The sequence below is a fragment of the Sporosarcina sp. FA15 genome (assembly GCF_051550195.1).
GTDB lineage: Bacteria > Bacillota > Bacilli > Bacillales_A > Planococcaceae > Sporosarcina > Sporosarcina psychrophila.
Genome location: NZ_CP188818.1, coordinates 374,699 through 394,551, shown reverse-complemented (window position 1 = coordinate 394,551; position 19,853 = coordinate 374,699). Strand labels below are relative to the sequence as shown.

Annotated in this window: 18 protein-coding genes and 1 riboswitch; of the genes, 5 read left to right on the top strand and 13 right to left on the bottom strand. The window is 39.9% G+C overall.

Going from position 1 to position 19,853, the window contains the following annotated elements:
- Positions 1 to 72: 72 nt before the first annotated feature.
- From prpB to ACP8HG_RS01990, 5 genes are all read right to left on the bottom strand, one after another.
- The gene (gene prpB / locus ACP8HG_RS02010) at positions 73 to 981 is read right to left on the bottom strand and encodes a methylisocitrate lyase (protein ID WP_067207398.1); all 909 of its coding nucleotides are present in this window, start codon (positions 979 to 981) and stop codon (positions 73 to 75) included.
- 18 nt (positions 982 to 999) lie between these two features.
- On the bottom strand, positions 1,000 to 2,436 hold the full coding sequence (locus ACP8HG_RS02005; protein ID WP_067207396.1) for a bifunctional 2-methylcitrate dehydratase/aconitate hydratase: 1,437 nt from the start codon (positions 2,434 to 2,436) through the stop codon (positions 1,000 to 1,002).
- An 82-nt stretch (positions 2,437 to 2,518) separates the two neighbouring features.
- Positions 2,519 to 3,649: a citrate synthase gene (gene mmgD, locus ACP8HG_RS02000; protein WP_338652989.1), complete on the bottom strand. Its 1,131-nt coding sequence runs from the start codon at positions 3,647 to 3,649 to the stop codon at positions 2,519 to 2,521.
- A gap of 240 nt (positions 3,650 to 3,889) precedes the next feature.
- Positions 3,890 to 4,088: riboswitch (cobalamin riboswitch) on the bottom strand.
- 1,042 nt (positions 4,089 to 5,130) lie between these two features.
- The gene (locus tag ACP8HG_RS01995; RefSeq protein WP_438298123.1) at positions 5,131 to 6,393 is read right to left on the bottom strand and encodes a hypothetical protein; all 1,263 of its coding nucleotides are present in this window, start codon (positions 6,391 to 6,393) and stop codon (positions 5,131 to 5,133) included.
- Between the two features lie 109 nt (positions 6,394 to 6,502).
- The gene (locus tag ACP8HG_RS01990; protein WP_067207386.1) at positions 6,503 to 6,877 is read right to left on the bottom strand and encodes a nucleotide excision repair endonuclease; all 375 of its coding nucleotides are present in this window, start codon (positions 6,875 to 6,877) and stop codon (positions 6,503 to 6,505) included.
- A 409-nt stretch (positions 6,878 to 7,286) separates the two neighbouring features.
- Between ACP8HG_RS01990 and ACP8HG_RS01985 the strand changes: the two genes are divergently transcribed.
- Positions 7,287 to 8,147, top strand: a complete 861-nt coding sequence (locus ACP8HG_RS01985) for an SAM hydrolase/SAM-dependent halogenase family protein (protein ID WP_067207381.1) — start codon at positions 7,287 to 7,289, stop codon at positions 8,145 to 8,147.
- 63 nt (positions 8,148 to 8,210) lie between these two features.
- Here the strand turns inward: ACP8HG_RS01985 and ACP8HG_RS01980 are convergent, their stop codons facing one another.
- Entirely contained in the window at positions 8,211 to 8,642 is a 432-nt protein-coding gene (locus tag ACP8HG_RS01980) for a YkvA family protein (RefSeq protein WP_231885788.1), read from the bottom strand.
- Positions 8,643 to 8,954: 312 nt separating this feature from the next.
- Between ACP8HG_RS01980 and ACP8HG_RS01975 the strand changes: the two genes are divergently transcribed.
- Positions 8,955 to 9,566: a DUF3298 and DUF4163 domain-containing protein gene (locus ACP8HG_RS01975; protein ID WP_067207378.1), complete on the top strand. Its 612-nt coding sequence runs from the start codon at positions 8,955 to 8,957 to the stop codon at positions 9,564 to 9,566.
- A gap of 224 nt (positions 9,567 to 9,790) precedes the next feature.
- Here ACP8HG_RS01975 and ACP8HG_RS01970 read toward each other — a convergent pair whose 3' ends face one another.
- A complete protein-coding gene (locus ACP8HG_RS01970) occupies positions 9,791 to 10,354 on the bottom strand; it encodes a hypothetical protein (protein WP_067207375.1) in 564 nt (187 codons plus the stop codon).
- A gap of 1,086 nt (positions 10,355 to 11,440) precedes the next feature.
- Here ACP8HG_RS01970 and ACP8HG_RS01965 point away from each other — a divergent pair.
- Together ACP8HG_RS01965 and ACP8HG_RS01960 are read left to right on the top strand one after the other, a co-directional pair.
- The gene (locus ACP8HG_RS01965; protein ID WP_067207372.1) at positions 11,441 to 12,148 is read left to right on the top strand and encodes a metallophosphoesterase family protein; all 708 of its coding nucleotides are present in this window, start codon (positions 11,441 to 11,443) and stop codon (positions 12,146 to 12,148) included.
- Positions 12,149 to 12,184: 36 nt separating this feature from the next.
- The gene (locus ACP8HG_RS01960) at positions 12,185 to 12,610 is read left to right on the top strand and encodes a protein-tyrosine phosphatase family protein (RefSeq protein WP_067207369.1); all 426 of its coding nucleotides are present in this window, start codon (positions 12,185 to 12,187) and stop codon (positions 12,608 to 12,610) included.
- 73 nt (positions 12,611 to 12,683) lie between these two features.
- Here ACP8HG_RS01960 and ACP8HG_RS01955 read toward each other — a convergent pair whose 3' ends face one another.
- The 6 genes from ACP8HG_RS01955 to ACP8HG_RS01930 all read right to left on the bottom strand — a co-directional run bounded on the left by ACP8HG_RS01955 (position 12,684) and on the right by ACP8HG_RS01930 (position 19,115).
- Positions 12,684 to 14,285, bottom strand: a complete 1,602-nt coding sequence (locus ACP8HG_RS01955; RefSeq protein ID WP_067207366.1) for a BCCT family transporter — start codon at positions 14,283 to 14,285, stop codon at positions 12,684 to 12,686.
- A gap of 150 nt (positions 14,286 to 14,435) precedes the next feature.
- Complete coding sequence (locus ACP8HG_RS01950; protein WP_370569997.1) at positions 14,436 to 15,620, bottom strand: MFS transporter; 1,185 nt, start codon at positions 15,618 to 15,620, stop codon at positions 14,436 to 14,438.
- A complete protein-coding gene (locus ACP8HG_RS01945) occupies positions 15,613 to 16,023 on the bottom strand; it encodes a MarR family winged helix-turn-helix transcriptional regulator (RefSeq protein ID WP_067207359.1) in 411 nt (136 codons plus the stop codon). Before ACP8HG_RS01945 ends, ACP8HG_RS01950 begins: the two co-directional genes overlap by 8 nt.
- Before the next feature lie 118 nt (positions 16,024 to 16,141).
- Positions 16,142 to 17,317 carry an MFS transporter gene (locus ACP8HG_RS01940; protein WP_067207357.1) on the bottom strand — a complete coding sequence of 392 codons (1,176 nt, stop codon included), beginning with the start codon at positions 17,315 to 17,317 and terminating at the stop codon, positions 16,142 to 16,144.
- A 97-nt stretch (positions 17,318 to 17,414) separates the two neighbouring features.
- Positions 17,415 to 17,885: a DinB family protein gene (locus ACP8HG_RS01935; protein WP_187047250.1), complete on the bottom strand. Its 471-nt coding sequence runs from the start codon at positions 17,883 to 17,885 to the stop codon at positions 17,415 to 17,417.
- A 9-nt stretch (positions 17,886 to 17,894) separates the two neighbouring features.
- A complete protein-coding gene (locus ACP8HG_RS01930) occupies positions 17,895 to 19,115 on the bottom strand; it encodes an MFS transporter (RefSeq protein ID WP_067207351.1) in 1,221 nt (406 codons plus the stop codon).
- Positions 19,116 to 19,279: 164 nt separating this feature from the next.
- Here ACP8HG_RS01930 and ACP8HG_RS01925 point away from each other — a divergent pair, with 164 nt between their 5' ends.
- Entirely contained in the window at positions 19,280 to 19,849 is a 570-nt protein-coding gene (locus tag ACP8HG_RS01925; RefSeq protein ID WP_067207350.1) for a nitroreductase family protein, read from the top strand.
- Positions 19,850 to 19,853 lie beyond the last annotated feature (4 nt).

Sequence of the window (19,853 nt, the reverse complement as noted above, 5' to 3'; positions counted from 1 at the left end):
AAGGCGATGATCCATTCTCCAGCAGGCCTTACCTCCATGCCTTAAAGAACGAATCATCGCCGCTATTCAGTATTACTGCTCTTTTGTTAATACGGTCTTCGCTATTGACTCGTCCAATGCTTCAAATTCATCATAAGAAATAGTAACGTATAATTCACTTCTCGTTTGCATATCAGAAAGTGCTTGTTCTTGTGAGCCCTCATTGATGATTTTCTCAAAAACACGTTCATAGGCTTTGGCAGCAACTCTTAATGATGTGACTGGGTAAATTACCATTTGGAAACCCATTTCAGCAAATTCATCGGCGCTATAATAGGGTGTTTTTCCAAACTCAGTCATGTTTGCAAGCAAAGGAACCGAAATCTCTTTGGCAAACAGTCTGAATTCCTCTTCTGATTGAAGAGCTTCCGGGAAAATAGCATCCGCACCCGCTTCCACATATGCCTTCGCTCTATCAATCGCTTGCTCTAAACCTTCCACTGCGCGCGCATCTGTTCTCGCAACAATAAGAAGTGTCGGTGCAACCTGTTTCAACACTACTATTTTCTGCACCATTTCTTCAGTAGAAACCAAGTTCTTTCCATTCAAATGGCCACATTTCTTAGGTAACTGTTGGTCCTCTAATTGTACTGCTGCGACATTCGCTTCTACCATTTCACGGGCTGTCCTTGCTACATTCAATACACCACCAAAACCTGTATCTATATCAACAAGCAGCGGTAAATCGGTAGCACGCACTATATCCCTTGCTCGCTCCGCAACTTCAGTTGACGTCACAATCCCTAAGTCTGGTAAACCACGACTAGCCGTATAGGCGGCCCCCGATAAATAGAGTGCAGAAAATCCGGCATCTCGTGCAATAAGCCCTGCCATCGCATCATGCGCACCAGGGATTTGAACGATTCCTGATGCATGCATGATTGAATGGAATTTCTTAGCTAATGTCTCTTGTGATGATTGTTGATCAACAATCCACGCCATTGTCATTTCCCTCCTCTCTTAAAGCAAAAATAAGTCGACAAATTCTTTGACGTTCATCTGTTCTAACTTACTTTGGCTTTCGCACGCCACTTCTATTTCTGTTCGCTTCTTTTCAGGGTAATGAGTCATCAATGTAGCCGAAAATTTCTCGCGTATTTGAGGAATAGCTTCCTCTCTTCTAAAGCGATGACCAAGCGGATACTCACTTACAACTTTCTCTGTTGTGGAACCGTCTTTAAATGTAACTTGAACAGCATTGGCGATCGAGCGCTTGCTCGGATCGAGATAATCTTTACTATACTGCTCGTCCTCTACGACAATCATTTTATTTCTTAATTGATCGATTCGTGAGTCATTTGCCACGTCATCTTCATAATGATCTGCAACAACATCGCCATATAGTAAACCAAGTGCCGTAATGTATTGGATGCAATGGTCACGGTCAGCGGGATTGTTAAGCGGACCTACTTTATCGATAATCCGAATAGCAGATTCATGTGTCGTGATTGTAATTTTTTCAATATCATCAAGTCGCTCCTTTATCTCCTGATGCAGGATAATGGCACATTCCGCCGCTGTTTGCGCATGGAACTCGGCTGGATACGATACTTTAAACAGTATATTCTCCATCACATAAGAGTCTAAAGGACGTGCCAGTGTTAATTCCTTTTGATTGTATAAAACATCTTGGAATCCCCACTCCGGAGCGGATAGCGCTGTCGGGTAACCCATTTCGCCTGTCATTGCCATCATCGCCAGTCGTACACCCCTACTCGTTGCATCTCCTGCTGCCCACGATTTTCGTGAACCGGTATTAGGTGCATGACGATACGTTCTAAGGCTTGCGCCATCAATCCAGGCATTTGTCAACGCATTATTTATTTCTGTACGTCCCCCGCCAAGCATTTTGGTGACGACCGCAGTTGTAGCAATTTTGACGAAATGAACATGGTCAAGTCCAACACGGTTCAAACTATTATCTAATGCCAGTACGCCTTGGATTTCATGTGCTTTAATCATCATTTCCAATACATCACGTACAACAAGTGGTTTTTTTCCTTCCGAAAGACGTAAACGGCTTAGATAATCTGCTGTAGCTAAAATGCCACCTAAATTATCGGACGGATGACCCCACTCAGCAGCTAACCATGTGTCATTATAATCGAGCCATCGTATCATGCAGCCAATATTAAATGCGCCTTGGACCGGGTCCAGTACATACGATGTACCAGGTACACGACTGCCATTTGGAACAATAGTACCCGGTACTACAGGTCCTAGTAATTTCGTACACTCCGGATAGCTTAATGCCAATATTCCACACCCGATTGTATCTATTAACACATTATGTGCTGTCTTATATGCTTCCTCGCTTGTAATTTCTTTATTTAAAACATAGTCCGTAATTTCCTCTATCAGTGTGTCCATTGTCATTTGTTCTTTCAATTTCAACATCTAACTCTTCCTTTCCGCTTTCAATTTGTTTAGAATAGTACTAAGTGATGCCTAGTGTATCGCTGTTGTGGTGAACGGCCAGTTACAACTCCCCAGTTGAATGATTGCTGTGTCGTTCGCCTATATAATGAACCCTTGGACGGTATAAACGATTATTTTCATGTTGTTCAATAACATGCGCACACAATCCTACTGTTCTCGAACCAAAAAAGATTGGTGTGTATAATGGGATTGGAATGCCCAGCATCCAATATACCGGTGCCGCGTAATAATCTAGATTTGGATAAAGTCCTTTCTCTCTCTCCATTATGGTTTCTCCCGCCTCACACATTCGGTAAAGGAGATCGTCACCCTTTAGCGCACATAACTCCTTTAAAGCATCCTTCATTACCAAGGCCCTTGGATCCATCTTTTTCATATAGACTCGATGACCAAACCCCATAATTTTCTCTTTATCACGTAAACGCTTTTCTAATAACAATTCAAATGCGTCAACAGAACCAGCCTCTAAAAGCATATTCATGACTGCTTCATTCGCTCCTCCATGTAAATAGCCCTTTAAAGAAGCAACCGCTCCAGTCAATGCACCATATAAATCCGAAAACGTCGAGGCAATTACCCTTGCGGTGAAGGTGGAATTTGGCATTTCGTGCTCGCTATAAAGTAGTAGCGACTGGTCAAAAATAGATTCTTCCAACTCTGTCGGTTTCCTCCCCGTAATCATATAAAGGAAATTAGCACTGTATGACAATTCTTTCAACGGGTGAATTTGTTCCTCTTCCTGTAAAATGTGAAAGCTGTTCGCAATTATTTCTGGAATTTTGCCAAGTAACTCGTAAGCTCTTTTTTTATTGATAGCTAGAGTGTGCTGATCAATTTCCTTATCATAGCCCGCTAAAGCAGATATCCCAGTTCGCAATGCGTCCATTGGATGTGTCTCTTTAGGCAATGCTTGCAAAATCTTTGTGACACCTTCTGGCACACCATGCTCTTTTTTCAATTTATCTGCCACATCTGCTTTTTCAGTATCAGACGGCAAGGTATTTTCCATTAGCAAGTGGACAATATCAAGATACCCTTTTGTTTTTGAAAGCTCGATTAAATCGTATCCTTTGATAATAATCTGACCCAATTCCGTATCGAGCAGCGAAATGGATGTTTCAGTGGCGATCACGCCTTCAAGTCCTGGTAAAAATGTAAGTGTATTCGTCAAACTATTTTCCCCCAATCTGAATGGTTATGACTCTGAGATTTGTAAACGCTTTCACTTCACCAAAAATTATCCTATTTGTATCTGTTCGCAGCGCTTCCCCTTATTTCTGACCATAAAAAAAACAACTTCATAAGAGAAGTTGTTAAAGAGCGCTAGAATCCCAACTAAAAGAAAGCTGCCTGTTAAAAATAGGCATAGCTCATCCGCGCGTCCTTAACACCCCCTATCCTCGTAGGTCAACATGTGTTATAAAAAGAGGCAGGTCTCCTGGCTAATGATCATTGCTATTCGTACCTTCCCACTTTTTTATAAAAAGCAGTGGTTTAAACGAAATCGCTCCCATTTACAGTTGCGGGACAGCGTCGGATTCTCACCGAACTTCCCTTTTAAGCAGACCAATACGTCAGTATTAATCCGCACCTATTTTTACACATATTCAATTATCGAAATATCCCCTTGACTATAACACAAACTTTTAAATATTCCAATTATTTATTCATATCTAATTTCTATTGTTTCAGAGAGGCATTAAGTATACCGACTTCAAGAATGCGTAAACAATAATTGGATACTCTTTTCATTTTTCATCACTTATCATTACTATTACATAAATAGGAAACGTATATTCAATCCCCATTTACATACTATATATGTTGAATTAAAGAATCCCATTGAATCTTCCGTGGCGCTCAATAAGGAGAGCGTTTTAATTCGGAGGCCACTGAAAAAGTACGATTTCCTTCAATCCGGTTGATTTCCGTTCCGAGCGGACGCTTTCCGCGGGCACGGCTTCAGCCAATCGAACAGCAAAGGGTTCGATTGGCCGTATTTCTGCGTTCTTGGCAGAAATTAAGGCATTCTTGCCCCGTGCTCCCAACTCTAACGCTTTTGCTCGCAAAAGCCGTTCTGCGTAACGGCACTTCCTGCGGGGTCTTCAGCTCGCGCTGTTCCCGCTGGAGTCGCCGCTCTTCACTACAATCAACTAGTTCTTACTATAAAAAAGAACTTTTTCAGTTTTCTCTTAATTCGGGGTGTGGATTGTAGAGCGCTTGGCGCTTTGGCGACCCCTTTGCCGCGCGTGCACTAGGGTGTTCATTATCGAGAGAAATGTAATTCGAGATGTATATGCTGAGATTATAAGGTGATTACTAGTTGATACTACTTATATTCAAGAAAGACGTGCTCCAACTTGCAAATTGCATCACAGATAATGAAAAGCTCTTTCTCACATAGACCATCTAGCGAAGGCGCGTCTTCGTGGTAGCCGGAGCGATAAGACTAAGGAGGGATGCAGTTCAATCCCTCCCATGTGGTCTTCTTTCTGGCTTATCGCGGGAGGCATCCACAAAGCGTCGAAGCGGTATTAGTGGGAATCCTAAACCATTCCAAGTACTAATGCTTTTTCAGTGACCTCCCAAAAGCCCTTGTAAAGCGCATACGCCATATTCATTTGTTCAACATATAGAATTAATTAACTGAACCTATATATCTCCTAAATCGACAATTTCCCCTGTCACCGCATCAACACATTCCGCCGCATCCAACAAGCCGCAAAGAATATACTTACCTACGAACTCATCATATACATAAGTCGGATCAAGCGTAATATAGGGTATCATTTTCTCAAATGCTTCTTCAGGTGTTACGACCGCGTTTGCGGCAGGGAGAAAGGCTTCAAAAATCTCAAACATCGAGCCATTATCAAGATAATTTAGCACCTTCATCGTTTCCGGATTCATGAAAACAACTACTTTTCGATTAAAAATCATTGGGTTTTCTTCATTTATTTCACAATGCGCTTCGATAAAGTTCTCTTGACAACGAAGTTGGGACAGCTTCCACTTCCCTGATTCATCAGGATATTCAGCCCGTAGGACATCCCGAACAACTTTTTTACTACGTTCAATTTGATCAGCCGACAACGTCAGTTTTTTACCTGCGTCGACGTTACCGAATGCTTCTTCTACGTTTGCTTCGGAAACAATTGTGATTTCTTCACGATCAATATTTTGTTCTAACGGTTTATTCCATTCGATTACTTCATCAATTTTAACTTCTGAACGCTCATGTTCCATAAATGGGATGATTCGGGCCCCGTCAACCGTTACGTACACTTCTTCCATTGCATAGACGGGAACAAAACGTTTTTCAGTTTCAGATGGAAACTTTATAAGTTGAAGCTGTTTTTTGACGATTGGTTCAATTTCTTCAAGTGTTAACGTGAATTTTGACTGCTCAACGAGATTTTGCGAAGGCATCGTTCCGTACGAATGATAAGAAGTCAGCTTGCCAACATCATCAAATTCAACTTCAATTATACAGCTCGGAGAAAAATAGATACCATCGATGTCTGATGTAAATTGAAACCCATTTGCATTCGCTTGCGTTAGTTTGAAATCCTGTTCGTACACTAATCCAGTTTCCTTTTCAAGCCATGCAGCGACTTCAGCAGCGGCTTTATCCGGAAAGTGCGTTTTTGTAGAAAATGATTCACCTTGTACGAATGACACATTACTAAAGTGTTGCTTTTGAATTTCATATTCAACAATCGCTGTTCCCTCGGGATTATAACCTTCTTCGATTGGCTCGTTTAACTCTTTAGGAAACCACTCCATAGTAAACGTATAGTAAGCATCCCCCATAGTATCTCGTACTTTATAAATCGTATGTCTTGCCATTCGGTAAGCATCCAAACCAAACTTTTCTTGCGCTTCATCGACAATCTTTTGTAGTCTCTTGTCCATGTTCCCACCCTTTTCCTATGTATTATTGAAATAAAGAACTTCATTCGTGTTGTTCAACATAAATGGTCAAAAATAAAAGCTGATTGCACATGGCAGTCAGCTCTGTTGTTCACTCAAAAAATACTTTATCAAGATTATATTTCGCACGTTGTGTATTAATGATATACGTTTCATAAATTTCGCGTTCCATCGGGTCTTCTACAACGATAATCGCAATTTCATGCACTTCGTTACGATGATTTTTGATTGGAGAGACCGTGTCTTCAAAATGCTTCTTAACACGTTGGCGCAGTTTACGTGCTTTCCCAGCAAACAGCAATTCATCTTTGTTATTATAAAACAAAATGATGCCGCCTTTATCACGTGGAATTTCATGTAAATCAATAAATCCATAAATTGGTTTTATCGGCGCAACATCGGCACCCATTTCTTGTTTACGTTGTACAATTGTTACATCCGGATTTGGTATAGTAATTGTGATCAATTAAACGTCACGTCCTCTTCTGTTATGAACTTAAATTCTAACATAAAACAGCCCAAAAAGCGAAGAATGGTGTCATTCAAATCAATTCAAAACAACTATATTTCCCTTACTAATTGCTCTGATTGTTCATTTTCTTTAAAATCGGACAACATTTCGGAAATAACAGGAAGATACTAGTCACACTACACTATTGATTCGTAGTAGTGACAGGCATTTTTATAGAACCTTATCATGCAGCATTGTTGACTTTTGATTCATAATCGTGTAAATTATTCAATAATACATACGAGCATTGAAGAGAAAAGTAAAGTGATGAATTCCGTCCTTTTCAATCGGTTAACGATTGATTTGAGCGGGATTTTTTTGTTTCTCACTTTCATAAACTATAGGAATGAGGAGTGGATTTGTAATGACAACAGGTTTATTAGTTTTTCAATCCGATTTCGGCAAAAGTGATGGTGCAGTGAGTGCGATGCATGGCGTAGCAAACTCCGTTCAACGCGGAATCCCAATTTTTGAAATCACACATCAAATTCCTCAATACAATATTTGGGAAGCTTCCTATCGGTTATTACAGTCGATTGGTTATTGGCCAAGTGAAACGGTCTTCGTATCAATTGTCGACCCAGGAGTTGGATCGAACCGTCGTGCGATTGTTGCGAAGACTGCGGATAATCACTATATTATTACGCCGGATAACGGGACATTAACGCATGTGTTGCAATTCATCAAAATAACGGAAATCCGGGAAATCGATGAATCAAAAAACCGGCTTCCAAATTCAGGTGAATCGCATACCTTCCACGGACGCGATATATTTGCTTACACGGGTGCGCGGCTTGCTGCTGGAATTATACAATTTGAAGAAATTGGTGCATCAGTTAATCCATCAACTATTATTGCACTACCATTGAAATTGTCCACCATTGTAGATGAAACAATTACAGGAATAGTAGATATTATCGACCGTCCCTTCGGCAATCTCTGGACCAATATAAGCCGAGAACAATTCAAGGAAATCGTAGAACAGTATGGCGATTCAATAGAAGTTTCTATAACGACAGATGGCCGTACAATCTACAACAACATCATGACGTTCGGCCGATCGTTTGCAGACTTGCATATTGGTGAGCCACTCGTTTATGTGAACTCCCTCGACAATATCGGCATTGCTATCAATCAAGGATCTTTTGCAGATGCCTATCGTATTGGTACCGGAACAAACTGGGAAATTATTATTCGTAAGGCCCCAAGAATTGTGTATGAATAACAGCAGAAATTCAAACAAAAAGAGCTAACTCGGAATTTTTCATTTCCTTGTTAGCTCTTTCCATTATAATAATCGTTTGTCTATTTCTTCATCATTGAATTTAAAACCAAGTAGTGTATTCATTTTCACTTTTGCTTTATTTTTTATATCTTCATCAATATAAGAAATCACTTTAAATACGGCTGCGGCTATGACCCCGGCATCATCCACCAGTCCGACTACTGGTATGAAATCTGGAATGAGATCGATCGGGAAAATCAGATAGCTGAGTGCACCGACAATAATCATCTTTGTCGATTTGGGAACCTCAGGACTTTTTGCAACGTAGAAAAGAAGCAAGCTATAATAGACTGTTGTCTTCCCCGCCAGTTTCCCGTATTTCATCATTTTTCCCCAAAACTTTTCGTCTGAATAATGGTTTTCTGTTTCCGGCATACTGGACTCCGGATCAAAGTTCTTCAATTTATTTTCGTACTCTTTTTGTTTTTTCATCATATTGAAACCTCCTCAATCGCTGCTCATTACATTAATTCTACACGGAACGACGCTATGTGTCATTCTATAGCTCCAGGATCCCACCCGTAGTTTCTATATAAGTTGGATATATGAATAAACAGCGAAGGCGACTTTCAAGGGACCTTCTATCGCCACAGCGGATTCAATAAACTTCATTATTTCAATATATGTATGGTACAACTTCCGAATTAAAAAAGGCTTTGTTTTATTCTTACAAGCCATTATTTCGACTTTCCTAACTCAATTGAACATATGATGTACTACTCTATTGAGAAGGGAAGGACGTATCCAGTGGATTTACCAGTATCAATTGCAACAAAAAGACTGCCCCACGCCTCAAAGGATGTTAAAGTATATTACCCTGTTGTTACCCAATTACCAAATCCCAATGCGCAAAGTACTATTAACCATGCCATCATAACCACTCTGAACAAAATACTAGTCGAACAAAGTTTTTACGAGAAAGACCTCGTGGAATTACTTGCCAACTTCGAGTTAAAGAACAATCAACGCGGTATCCTTAGTTTGAATCTCATCGTCTATTCGTTTACAGGCGGTGCACACGGGATGACTATCGTTAAATCACTGACCTTTGATACAAAAACCGGTAAACAATACGAGTTGAAGGATTTATTCAAAAAGGGTAGCAACTACGAGAAAAAACTGTCGGATATCATAAATCAGCGGATCAAAGACTGGAATATTGAGTTGCTTGAACCATTCAAAGGAATCCGTAGTGACCAGGATTTCTATATCGCTGACACTTCTCTCGTTATTTATTTCCAGCTTTATGAAATCACGCCATACTATTGGGGCTTCCCCTACTTCCCGATTCCAATTCTAGATCTAGCCGATATAATAAAACCCGATGGTCCACTTGACCGGATGATGGCATTCACTTAATAAAGTTAATCTTCAATCAGAGGGGGGGTTCTTCCCCCCATTGATTGTTAGTTTAACCATTCGGGCTTTTACGGGCAGTTGATCCCCCACTTATTCTTCTTGTGTCCTTGAATACTTGAAGTGGGGGTCTTACTGCCCGTTAATGCGGGATAAATCCATAAGAAAACCAAAAATAAAGCCAATTGCCGAAACTTTGATTCTGTTTCGGCAATTGGTTTTATTTCTTATTTATTTCTCTTAACCCGGTACCACCCAAAAATCGCAATCAATCCAGCTATAAAAACAACTCCACCACCAATTAAGACGGTTGATTTCCCATTATCAACAGATTTCACATCTTGTGTTGGAACTTGGCCTTGGCCTAAAATAGCAATATCTTCAGCCGCATTTCCAAGCTCTGTCGTTGGATCGCAAATTATACTCGTAAGCGATTCATCCCCGTACATATCAGATAGCCTAGCATATACCAAATATTCTTCGCCAACGACAAATGCTATGCCGCAATCTCCATCACTACTCCCTGTCGCAATAGCAACTTCCGTTTCATTAATTCCCTTCCATGTTTCTTTCACATTAAATAGGACCGTTTTCCCACGCCTGCCTAACAGCCCGTTATTGTCCTTTATTCCGATAACTTCTCCGCTGAAAACTGCTTGCGAACGTGAATATCCTTTATCTACTGAAGGCTTCATTACACATGAGCAAGCAGCCACAGGTACAGGTTTCAAAAAAAGTGTAAGTAGTAGGACTAAACATAGTAACGGAAACAAACCAAATTTCTTTTTCATAAAAACCCTCCTCGTATTCTTATTAGTCCGTTTTGCTGGTGGCAAAGTTACAACTTATCTAATCAGGTCAAAAACCAACCCCAATACATTCCACCCCCGATACCCCTCTCATATATTAGCTATAGAGTTTTACTTTTTAATCAAATCAAATAGAAAATCATTTTTTGTTCCCCTTCATTAACCGAGAAATAAGTATTTACTCATTGTTCTCGGATGAATAAACTCTAGAACTAATGATATATATGATTATTATTACTATTTATAGCAACTACAAAATATTTCCCCGGAAATAAAGTTCTTCTTCAAACCATTCAGCCAAAATCACTAAATACATAAAAACATTTACTTTAAAATAAAGTTAATCTTCAATCAGAGGGGGGCTCTTCATCCCCCACTGATTGTTAGTATAACCATTCGGGCTTTTACGGGCAGTTGAACCCCCACTTATTCTTCTCGTGTCCTTAAATACTTGAAGTGGGGGTCTTACTGCCCGTTAATGCGGGATAAAATCAGAACACAAGAATCTTTATTATCAATAATGTCGCATTTACATTACCGTATAATCAATTTAAGTATGCATATGCGTTGAGTAACCCAAGTTATCCAATAATGACTAATTAATTTTATGATTAAACCACAGATGCTTTTAAATCGCTTTGGTTCGACCGACTACTGCACCGTTATAGGGAATTCTTATTGCATAGGGTAGTCGACCGTCCGTCGCTCCTAAAAGTGACAGTTACACTAAGCTCTAAACCATTTGGGAAGGAGTGAATAACCACTTTCCTCTCCATAAAGGAGCAATTTTGTCTGCCCCTTCTTTATAGCATTTCCTTTTCTGATGTAAGCCAGTTACACTTTCTATATAGCGTCACACTGTTACTAAAGCGGTGGAGCGGACGGAAGTTTCCAAATAATTTCCAGCTACAATTAACCCGTGGTAAAGGTGTTGCTATTATTTCGGCCAAAAAGAGCCGGAAATGTACAAGTCTACTGTAGACTCTTGTTCCTTATGTAAGAATATGGTTAATCAACAAAATTGATAGATTTGAGTAATATAAAGCATTTCCGAAAGGATGAAGAAGAATGAAGCGTACACTTGTAATGAGTGATATTCATGGCGAATTAGAAATGTTTGAACGTTTATTATCCGATGTGGAGTACGATTCTAATCACGATCAACTCATTCTGTTAGGTGATTATGTAGACCGTGGGCCAAACTCGAGAAAGGTACTTGATAAGGTTATCGAGCTGAAATCAGAAGGAGCCCTTGTCCTAAAAGGAAATCATGAAGACTTGATGATCAAAGCCTTGACGACAAACGAGGAACGAGCTTGGAAACATTGGATCAATCGATGTGGCGGTAGCAAAACCTTAGAAAGTTACGGTCTCAACGAAAGTGAGTTTATGATGCAAGATGCAGAGGTATTTGTTAAACCTGTATTGAATTCCAAAATATTGGACAAACACCTTGAATTCATTCAAAATCTGGATCACATTATCGAACGTGACGATTATGTTTTCGTCCATGCAGGCGTTCACCCTACACAACCAATTGCTGAAACAGATCCCTATATATTGATGTGGATCCGCGAAGAGTTCCACACAGGTTATGATGGAGACAGGACAGTCGTCTTCGGTCATACGCCAACTAAAATTTTTCATGAGGATGCGGAAAATCATACTATTTACTTCGGAGATAACCGGATTATTGGTATCGATGGTGGAGCTGTCTACGGCGGGCAATTAAATTGCTTAGAATTACCGAAACGAAAAGTTCATTACGTTAAATGATATACTGTTTACAAATACATACTAAGGAGATCCTCCATGACAATCAAAAAGTATGAAGAACTAGTCTCAAATCGAATTTTCATAGGTGGCGTAGATGCAATTGATGATCTTCTTGCGAATGAAAAAATTGATATTATCTTTGATTTACGTGCAGAAGTAAAAGTTCCACTTTCAAATAATAAAAGTGTACATCAGCCTATTGTTGACGATACCCAGCAACAAGACGCGTCCATTCAAGCTGCTGTAAAAGAAATAACCGATGCATATAAGGCTGGGAAAAATGTGTATTTTCACTGTAATACTGGTCGGGGTAGAGCAGGAACCATTGCCACTGCTACATTATTGGAATTGGGACTAGCGGATTCCGTGGATGAAGCCGAACAGAAAGCGAAAGAAATCAAACCGGCTATTAATATTAAGCCCCAATTTAAAGATGCACTCAAAAGAATTTACGAGAAGTAATTAGATGATAAAAATCACAAAAAATGCCTGACCCTAAAATATGATAGGGCAGGCATTTTTGTGTTATTTTAATTCACTTCTTCTGCTGATTCCTTCTTTTGGATGAAGGCATAATTGATTTTTCCTTCTCAGCTTTCTTCTTCACTGCACGTTCGATCCTCTCAAAACTTCTTATGTCGGCCGGTCTGACCGTAATTGGTTCTTTCTTCAACAATTTGCCCATTCCGATTACAAGTAAAAGGAGAAGAACCGTGAAAGGCAATGCAGCAATAAGTGAAGCAGATTGCAATGCATCCAACCCGCCGGCATATAACAGCACTGCCGCTATCGCTGACATTAGGATTCCCCAAACCATTTTCACAATCAAGGGTGGCATCAAACTCCCCTTCGTTGTCATACTCGCCAGGATGTACGTTGCCGAATCCGCAGATGTCACCAAGAATGTAAAAATCAATAAGATTGCCAAAGCGGACATGAGTCCAGTGAATGGCATATGTCTAAACGTCTCGAAAATTGCAGAAGTGACATCAGCGTTAACAGCTTCCGCTATCTTTGTACCGTTGTTCAAATCACTATAAAGTGCTGTCCCGCCCAATGTTGCAATCCACATGCATGCAAACACCGGCGGAATGACCATTACCCCGATGATGAATTCTCGAATCGTTCTACCTTTGGATACACGTGCAACGAACGCCCCAACAAAAGGCGACCATGCGATTGTCCACGCCCAATAGAATATCGTCCAATCCCTGACCCATGTCCCACCTTGATAAGGCTGTAAACGCAAACTGTATTGAATGAAATTCGTTATGTAATCACCGATTGCCAGTGTAAAGGTTTCAAGGATGAATACCTTTGGACCCACGATGAAAAAGAACACAAGCATCGCTATTGCCATTCCTAAGTTAAAGTTCCCTAAATAACGGATTCCTTTATTCAACCCTGAAGCTGCCGACAGCATGTAGCAAATAAAAACGATAATTATAATAATTAACTGTATGCTGAATGTACTTTTAATGTTAAATACAGATTCCAGACCACCAGCCATCTGCAAAATACCGAGCCCAAGCGAAGTGGCAATCCCCATGACTGTAGCAATGACTGCAAAAGAATCAATACCTATCTTCAACTTTTTATTCGATCCTAGCAACGGCTCCAAAGCTGTGGAAATGAGACCATCTTTTTTCTTTCGAAATTGTAAAAACCCGATAACCAAGCCAACAATACCGAAGATAGCCCATTGAGAAATACCCCAGTGGAAAAATGAGTAACCCATTGCAACCCGTGCCGCTTGTTCTGAATGCGGTTCTATGCCTCCAATCGGTGAAATGAAATAGTGGCTCATCGGTTCCGCTACACCCCAAAAAACGAGCCCTACTCCGAAACCAGCCGAAAATAACATCCCAATCCATGTGAAAAACGGATAATCCGGCCGTTCTTCATCGCCGCCAATCCTGATTGCTCCATACTTACTGATCGCCAGACCAGCTAAAAATATCACTATGATGAAAACAACCAGCAAGTAGAACCAGCCAAAATTCACTGTTGTAAAGTCGTATAATTTATCTGCTACATTTCCAAACTTTTCCGGTAATACCGCCCCCGCAACTACAAGAAACAAGATAACTGTTGCTGAAATTGAGAATACCGGATTTCTCCAAAACTTCCTATCCAAAGAAAACCGACCCCTATTAAATTAGTTAATAACTATATACCCTAAACTACTTCCAATTAAATCGCAAATGAACACTTAAATTTTTTAAAAAGTAATAAGTGCCCTTCCCTTGTTTATCACGATTTGCAGCAAACAAAAAAACATGAATCCCTATGTTAAGGATTCATGTTTCTTTTTCCGATGGATAATCATATAAAGGATAAGGACAGCAAACGCAAGTGCACCCGACACCAAGTAAACGGATTCATATCCGAAATGGAGAGCAATTAGCCCAAGTACAAACGACCCTATCGCAAGGCCCGAATCAAAAAACGTGAAGAATGTAGCGGTCGCATATCCACTTCTCTCATGTTTTGTTGATTGTACTGCAAGTGTCTGGAAGCTCGGAACAAGTGCACCATAACCAAATCCAACAAATGCTCCCGCAATTAAAAAGGATATTGCAGAATCCATGTTTGCCAAAAGGACAAGACCGATGGCAAAAAATATAAACCCGGGTATTATTACATATTGGGGCCCCTTTTCATCGAAGAGCCTACCAGTAAACGGGCGAGTTAATAGCATAACTGCCGCAAACACGAGGAAGAAGGAACTCGCCAATGCTAGGAGTCCTTTTTCCTGTGCATAAATGGATAGGTACGATAAGACACTCGCATAAGACAATGCTATCAAACTTCCAAGGAATGCCACTGGCACTGCCCGTTTTTCAAACAGGTCGCCAAATGACAATTTGCTTTTCACATCATTTTTCACTGGAATAACGCCGGCTGGTGCAGATAGAGATGTTAACACGCCGACAATCATTAATATACTCAGCACGACAAACAATACATCGAATGAATAGGATTGAATGACAGCCAGCGCAATTAATGGACCGAGAACAACAGCTAAATTTGTCGACATCGAAAAATAGCCCAGGCCTGCTCCTCTTCGCGTGATCGGCACAATATCTGCCGCAATTGAAAGTGTCGCCGTCGTAATAATACTAAACCAGATCCCCTGTACAAAACGCAACACTAAAAGTCCCGCAAACGGTTGGATAAAATAATAAAGGACTGTACATATCAAATAGAGGGCAAGACCAATCCATAACATTTTTCGTTTTCCTGCAATATCTAAAATTTTCCCTGTAAACGGTCTGACAACAATTGCGGAAAGTAAAAATACTGTCATCAGTAATCCCGCCTCTTCATCTGTTCGGTTCAACACCCCGATTGCATAAAGCGGCAGAGTAGTTACAAGGCCATAAAATACGATAAATACAGATATATTAGTAAAAAACAAACTGACGAATGGTTTTGTCCAAATAGGTTCTTTTTTTTCCAAATTACTCACTTCTTTCATTGTCGAGCTTTTTCAATAATCCTCTTAGTATTACCTGTTCTTCATTTGACAAACCTTTTAAAAATTCATTTTCAAAATGAATAATCGAGGCCTCAATCATAGGAAACTTGGCTACAGCTTCTTCCGAAAGGCGGACTACCTTTTCCCTACGATCCTTCCCTACATATGTCTTCAGCCATCCTAATTCCTCCAATCGACTCACAGTTCGTGTTATCGTTGGAGCTTCCACATTCAAATACTTCCATATATTTGTTAATATCATTTCCTCATGTTGATGAACACAGTAAAGCACTGTCCATTGTGATGCGAACAGATCATATTCTTTAAGCACTAGATTTAATTCTTTACTTAATAATCGTGTCTTTTGAAATACTTCATGGAATAATGGATTCATATCTTCAACTCCTTTATTTACTTAGGTAATTATTATATTATACTTCGGAATTCGAAACTTGTAAAGAAACAGAACTCAATAAAACAGGCAATCCCTCCTATGGGGATTGCCTGTTTTATCACATTGAGATGTTTCGTGGACCTTTCCATTTCATAGAGACAAATATTGTAATTACAAGAACGATTAGTCCCAAAATAAATGGATACAAAATATGCACGTCAAACAGAAGCCCAGCAAGAAGTGGTCCAAGGACGTTTCCAATGCTCATATATGCATTGTTCATTCCCATCGCAAATCCTTGCTCATTCCCCGCCAACTTAGATATGAGTGTCGTCAGTACAGGCCTCAGTATAGAAGTCGAGAGGAAAATAATCATCGTAACACCGAAAAACATAATATAACTCGGCACAAAGATGGACAGCAAAAATCCAAGTGCCGCAAGAGCAAGGAAAATGTTCAACACGACTGCTTCACCAAATTTGCGAACAATCCAATCAACAGCAAATAGTTGAATGATTACACTGATGATACCTGTTGAAGTTACTAATACAGCAATATCTTTCGGAGTGGCTCCGAACACATTATCTACAAAAAGGCCGAGAACTGATTCATATGCCATTAACCCAAAGCTCATGACAAGCGTGATAACTAAAGGGATAAAGTACGGTTTGTTAAATGACTGTGCAATTTCTTTTACCATTGGCTCAGGTTTTTCATTAGGCACTTCGATTTTCGTATCCATGCTTTCTTCCAACATGAATGCTGAAAAAGCAACGGCTGCGAGTCCTACTATCGCAGATATAAGCAGTGGCATTTTCAAACCAAAATCAGCTAAAAATCCTCCGATTCCAGGACCAATAACAATCCCAAGTGACATCGAAGCAGAAATGAAACTGTTACCTTTGGCACGCTGATCCATTGTTGTGATATCTGCCACGTAAGCAAAAATCGCTGGGATTAATAACGCTGCTCCAACGCCGCCAATAACACGGGATAGATATAACACACCTATCGAATCTGAAAAGTAAAAAACGAACATGGACAGGGCCAAACCGCTAAGTCCTGAAATAATCATTATTCTACGTCCATAGCGATCCGTCCATTTCCCTGCAATTGGTGACATTACAAGCTGTGCTCCCGCAAATATGGCAATCATCAAGCCCGCTGCCGTTCCACCTTGGCCAATTGACAAAAGATAGGCCGGTAATATAGGTATTATAATTCCGAAACTTCCTACTGCAATAAACATATTAATCATTAATATTAGCATTTTCTTTCTTTGGTCTTTGGACAATTTTTACAACCTACTTTCAAATTTAAGCCGACTCCATATTATAATATGGATTGAATGTAAAAGCCAACTCAAAAAACTATTTATTTTCACCATACAATTATTCAAATAGCTGAGCATTTAAGTCCAAACCATAACAATGAACAAGTATTGAATGCAATTGCCCTCTATGATGGTATAGGTGGGCTGTTGTTTCTACTAGCCACTCATACCGGGAGTAGGTCACCCCCCAATATGAAGTTATTTCCATGTGCAACTCTTCTTCATTAAACTCCATAAATCTCTCTTGTAAAAAAGTATAATTACTCAATAATGCCTCTTTAATTTCCTCTTTTGAAATCAATGAAACTGTTGAATAAAATGTAGCCATTTCTTCTTGGTTTGCACCATCAGCAATATAAAAATCCGCTCTACATATTGTGGCAATATGCTCTAATAACTCACCAACGGAATGTTTTGCAGCTGTTGGTCTTTGTTGTAAGTCATGCTCTTCTAAGCAATCTACTAGTTCAACAAGGGAATCAATCGCAACCCTTATTTGATGCAACGCATATCTACAATAATTGTTCATTTTGTCCCCTTAATCCGCAGTTTCTGCTGTTAATTTTTGATCGCGCGGTAGCGCCAACCCTACAAGTCCAATAATAGGGAGGAATGAAACAATGATCATCGTAGGATGAATACCAATACTATCCATCATTATTCCGATGATAACCGAACCAATTGCTCCCATACCAAATGCCAGTCCAACAGTCAGCCCTGCCATCGTTCCAATTTTGCTTGGTACTAGCTCTTGTGCATAAACAACTGTCACCGAAAAGCTTAGCATAATGAAAAAACCAATTAACATCAGTAACACTGCCACAGCCCATAATGGAACATATGGAAGTATTAAGCATAACGGTATCGGCACTGCGAGCGAAAGTACAATGACATTTTTTCTTCCAAGCTTGTCTGCCATCGGTCCGCCAAAAAATGTGCCGACTGCCCCAAGTGCCAAAAACAGGAATATATAGAGTAATCCTTCTTTATCTGATACCTCATATTTATCCATCAAATGAAATATGAAAAAGCTTGTAATATTCGTAACGTAAAATGAACGGGCGAAGATGATGACAAGAAGTAAACCAAGTGCTATCCCTATTTTCTTTTTCGTTAAGTTACCAATCGATGAGAGAAGGACTTTCTTACGATTGTTTAACTTCTCCTGTTCCAACTGCTTTTTATACCAGGCAGATATTTTCATCAATATAAAAATACCAAGTGCTGCAACAAGCAAAAATAACGCTGCCGATTTTTGACCATACGGAACTAATATGAATGCACCAATCAACGGTGCAAGTGCCTGTCCCGAGTTTCCCCCCACTTGGTAGATGGATTGGGAAAGTCCACGCTTCGATCCTGCAGCCATAAAAGAGACTCGTGATCCTTCAGGGTGAAAAACGGCGGAACCAAATCCAAGTAACATGACGGAAACGATTAATAACCAGTAAGTTGGAGCAAAAGCGAGCCCCCCTATTCCAATAAGCGAAAACATCATTCCGAATGGAAGCGCATAAGGTTTTGGCTTCCGGTCACTTATATAACCGATGACTGGTTGTAAGACTGATGCCACCATATTCAAAGCAAAAAAAATGAATCCAAGTTGGGTAAAGCTAAACCCCCTCTCTTTTACAAGAACAGGAAACATTGCTGGAATCACAGCTTGAAGCGTATCGTTTAACAAATGGCAAGCACCAATTGCAAACATAATTGGATAAACAGGATTTCCTAATGCAGATGATTCTTTTACTGTGGTCATTTGATTCTCACACTCTTTCCCTGACAGTAGTAACTTAATAGACCAAGTATATCGCATTTTCCGAACACTTGAATGTTTAATATAGCGAAAACAATGATTTTATCTACTCATGTCGATATACTTATTAAGTAGCTATTTAGTATGGATAGAAAGAGGCGATCTTTTTGAATATACACGACGCGATTAAGACACGGAGAACTATTCCGCTAGTCAGTGATCAAGCTGTACCAGCAAATCTTATTGAACAAATTATTGAGGCGGGAACTTATGCGCCGAATCATCATAAAACCGAACCTTGGCGTTTCTATGTACTTCAAGGCGATGGCAGAATGAAATTAGGTAAAGTGCTTCGTGAGATAACGATTTCTCAACAGGAAGATCCTCTTTCGGAAAGTAGTATCGTAAAAATTGAACGAAGTGAACGGAATCCGCTGCGTGCACCTGTCATCATCGCGGTCGGAGTGGAGCCAAGTGAAAAAGAAAATGTTATTTTGAAAGAAGAGTATGCTACTGTCAGTACCAGTGTCCAAAATATGCTATTAACCGCACATGCTCTCGGTCTTGGTGCAATCTGGCGAACAGGTGCAATCTGTTACCATCCAAAAGTAAGTGATTTTTTCGGACTATCTACTAAAGGTGAGATTGTTGCATTTATCTACCTAGGATATCCTGAAATTGAACCGAAACCGTTTAAAAGGACCGATTTTAAAGAGTTCACAACTTGGATTAATTAACTAA